Consider the following 3,667-nt stretch of genomic DNA (forward strand, 5'->3'; position numbering starts at 1 on the left):
CATCCATAAATAAAGCTCTGACGAATGACGTAATTGGCGGCATTGTAGAGGTTTTTGGACTTGAAAGCTAGTTCGTCTATTTGGGCGAAACGGTGTTCCGTTGATTTAATGATGTGCCTCTGTGTTAGTTGCATTTGAGACTTCTGTTCTTTGGGCTGTGCATATTTCTTGTTCAACACTCATAGCGATATGATACTATTATTGTTTATAATTGCTTACAAACTCAACGAAGTTTTACAATACTTAACAGTTCTTGTCATGACTATTTCTCCTAAGTTTCTCAGTGGCAGCCAAATCCGCCAAACATTCCTCGAATTTTACGCCCAGCGGGGACATAAAATCTTGCCGAGTGCTTCTTTGGTGCCCGAAGATCCGACAGTGTTGCTGACGATCGCCGGAATGCTACAATTCAAGCCGATATTTCTCGGACAGCGCACCGCCGAATCACCCCGCGCCACGACTTCTCAAAAGTGCATCCGCACCAACGACATCGAAAACGTCGGCCGCACCGCCCGCCACCACACGTTTTTTGAGATGTTGGGTAACTTCAGTTTCGGGGATTATTTCAAGAAACAGGCGATCGCCTGGGCGTGGGAACTTTCCACGGAAGTTTTCGGTTTACCAGCGTCCAATTTGGTTGTTAGTGTTTTCCGAGAAGATGACGAAGCTTTTGCGATTTGGCGCGATGAAATTGGCATTCCGGGCGATCGCATTCAACGCATGGGAGAAGATGACAATTTCTGGCAATCTGGCCCGACAGGCCCCTGCGGCCCCTGTTCCGAGATTTACTATGATTTCCACCCAGAAAGAGGCGACAATATTGACCTCGAAGATGATACCAGGTTTATCGAATTTTACAACCTGGTTTTCATGCAGTACAATAAAGATGCAGAGGGCAATTTAACACCGCTGCAAAATCAAAATATTGATACTGGCATGGGATTGGAACGGATGGCGCAAATCCTCCAGAAAGTACCCAACAATTACGAAACAGATTTGATTTTTCCGATCGTTCAATCGGCGGCGGAACTTGCCGGAATTGATTACCACAATAGCGATGAAAAAGTCAAGGTTTCGCTGAAAGTAATTGGCGATCACATTCGGGCTGTGGTGCACATGATTGCGGACGAAATTCGCGCGTCGAACGTTGGTCGCGGTTACATTTTGCGCCGCTTGATTCGCCGGGTGGTGCGCCACGGGCGGCTGATTGGGATTCAGGGCGAATTTACGGTGCGGGTGGCTGAAAGTGCGATCGCCCTTTCGGAAGCAGCTTATCCGAACGTGCGATCGCGGGAAGCTCAAATTAAGGCCGAATTGGCAAGGGAAGAAGCGCAGTTTCTCAAGACTTTGGAACGCGGAGAGAAGCTGCTGGAGGAAATTCTCAACAAGTTGCAGCAGCAAGGTCAAAATCAAATTGCAGGGCAAGATGCTTTTAAGCTTTACGATACTTACGGTTTCCCCTTAGAATTGACTCAAGAAATAGCTGAGGAACAGGGGTTAACGGTCGATGTACCGGGCTTTAAGGCGGCAATGGAAGTGCAGCAAACTACCGCTCAAAACGCTCGCGAAACAATCGATTTAACCGTCCAGGGTTCTTTGGATAAGTTGGCTGAAACAATCCAGGGAACTGAGTTTGTCGGTTATGCTGAATTGTCGAGTTTAGCTGAGGTGGAAGTTATCTTAGTTGACGGCAAATCTGTCGAGTCAGCAGCCGTCGGCACTGAGGTACAAGTTGTGTTGAACCAAACGCCGTTTTATGCCGAATCCGGCGGACAAATTGGGGATAAAGGTTACTTGAAAAGCGGAGATAATAGTGATGGTTTGTTGGTGAGAGTTGATGATGTGAAGAAGGAATCGGATTTCTTCGTGCATTTCGGCTTTGTGGAACGGGGAACCCTGAAAGTTGGCGATAGTATTACTGCGAAAATAGACAATAGCGGCCGCCGCCGAATTCAGGCTAACCACACAGCAACTCACTTATTACAATCAGCTTTGCGGAAAATTGTGGATGATTCGATTTCGCAAGCTGGTTCGCTGGTATCGTCAGAAAGATTGCGATTTGATTTCAATTCTCCGCGCGCTGTCACAGCAGAAGAGTTGCAGAAAATTGAGGATTTAGTTAATAGTTGGATTGCTGAGGCGCACGCTGCGGAAGTTGCAGAAATGCCGATCGCCCTTGCGAGAGAAAAAGGCGCAACTGCGATGTTTGGCGAGAAGTACGGCGACATCGTGCGAGTTATCGACTTTCCCGGCGTTTCGATGGAATTGTGCGGCGGAACTCACGTCAGCAATACCGCAGAAATCGGGCTGTTTAAGATTGTTTCCGAAGCCGGGGTAGCGGCGGGAACTCGCAGGATTGAAGCGGTTTCGGGCCAGGCTGTTTTGGACTATTTGAACGTGCGGGATAAGGTAGTGCGTGATTTGGGCGATCGATTTAAGGCGAAGCCTGAAGAATTGCCCAACCGGATTACTAATTTGCAGAATGAGTTGAAGGATACTCAGAAACATTTGGCTGCTGTGAAATCGGAATTGGCGATCGCGAAATCCGACCAGTTGCTGAGTGCGGCTGAGGCGATCGGCGAATTCAAAATCATTGTAGCTCAATTGGGAGATGTGGATACAGAAGCGCTAAAAACTGCGGCGGAAAGATTGCAGCAAAAGTTAGGAAATGCTGCGGTAGTTTTGGCATCTATTCCTGAACCGGATAAGGTAAGTTTGGTGGCAGCTTTTAGTCCAGAAGTCAATAAGAAAGGATTGCAAGCTGGCAAGTTTATCGGGGGAATTGCTCAAATTTGCGGCGGAAAAGGCGGCGGGCGGCCGAATTTAGCCCAAGCTGGGGGACGCGATGCAAGTAAGTTGCAGGAAGCGCTGGAAAGTGCTCGCAATCTGTTGGTTGAAGGGTTGGGTTAATCTGGGTTTTCTGTAGGAAATAAAAACTCTTTGTATCTCTCGTTTATCGCCGAGTCTCGATCCCCCTAAATCCCCCTTAAGAAGGGGGACTTTGATCGGAATCTTGTCCCCCCCCTTATTTAAGGGGGGCTAGGGGGGATCGAGGCCTAATCGTCAATTTGATCGCTTCCGTCTGCCAGAATCTCCGCAGGCTGCTACCGCATATTTTGGCCCTTACATCTGCGTTCATCCCCGTCCATCCGCCAACATCTGCGGTTCAAAACTCCCTTGATTTCCCCCCACAAACAATATATAATATCCCAAACATGGGTAGCAAAAAATGAACCAACCACGCCGCCAAGCCTATCTCACCCTAATTGAATCTCTCCTCACCTGGGACAGCGAAGAACAAACCGCCATCCTGCAAGCCAATCTAGAATTATTAGACGATGAATTTGCCCAATATTTGCGAGAGTGGGCAACTGAAACCATGCCCAACTTGGATGCAGACAAAGCAGAAACTCGTGCCAATATTTTATACAATTTAACTCTTGAATTTTTCAGTCTTCAGCAAGGCAGTCGCAGAAGCAACATAGAGATTGCGATTGCTTGTCTGGATATAGGATTAACTATTTTTACCCGCGCCGCTTACTCAGAAAAGTGGGCAATGTTTCAAAACAGTCTAGGTAATGCTTACAGTGACAGAATCAAGGGAGACAGGGGTGATAATTTAGAAAGGGCGATCGCATTTTATGAAGCAGCTTTACAAGTTTACACC

The 3,667-nt window shown here is 47.5% G+C and carries 1 protein-coding gene and 2 pseudogenes; 2 read left to right on the forward strand and 1 reads right to left on the reverse strand.

Annotated features, from left to right (window positions below):
• Window positions 1-134, reverse strand: a pseudogene (locus tag QUB70_RS27360) (RNA-guided endonuclease TnpB family protein); the annotation flags it as partial.
• A 124-nt stretch (window positions 135-258) separates the two neighbouring features.
• On the opposite strand from QUB70_RS27360, the gene alaS reads away from it, so the two are divergent.
• Both alaS and QUB70_RS27370 read left to right on the forward strand, forming a co-directional pair.
• Window positions 259-2,910, forward strand: a complete 2,652-nt coding sequence (alaS, locus tag QUB70_RS27365) for an alanine--tRNA ligase (protein WP_332984675.1) — start codon at window positions 259-261, stop codon at window positions 2,908-2,910.
• 319 nt (window positions 2,911-3,229) lie between these two features.
• Window positions 3,230-3,667: pseudogene (locus QUB70_RS27370) on the forward strand (CHAT domain-containing protein); the annotation flags it as partial.

Source organism: Microcoleus sp. A003_D6 (assembly GCF_036702825.1).
Taxonomy (GTDB): Bacteria; Cyanobacteriota; Cyanobacteriia; order Cyanobacteriales; family Microcoleaceae; genus Microcoleus.

Bases quoted from the DNA above. Each gene is read 5' to 3' on its own strand.
- alaS (WP_332984675.1), top strand. From the start codon at position 259: ATGACTATTTCTCCTAAGTTTCTCAGTGGCAGCCAAATCCGCCAAACA.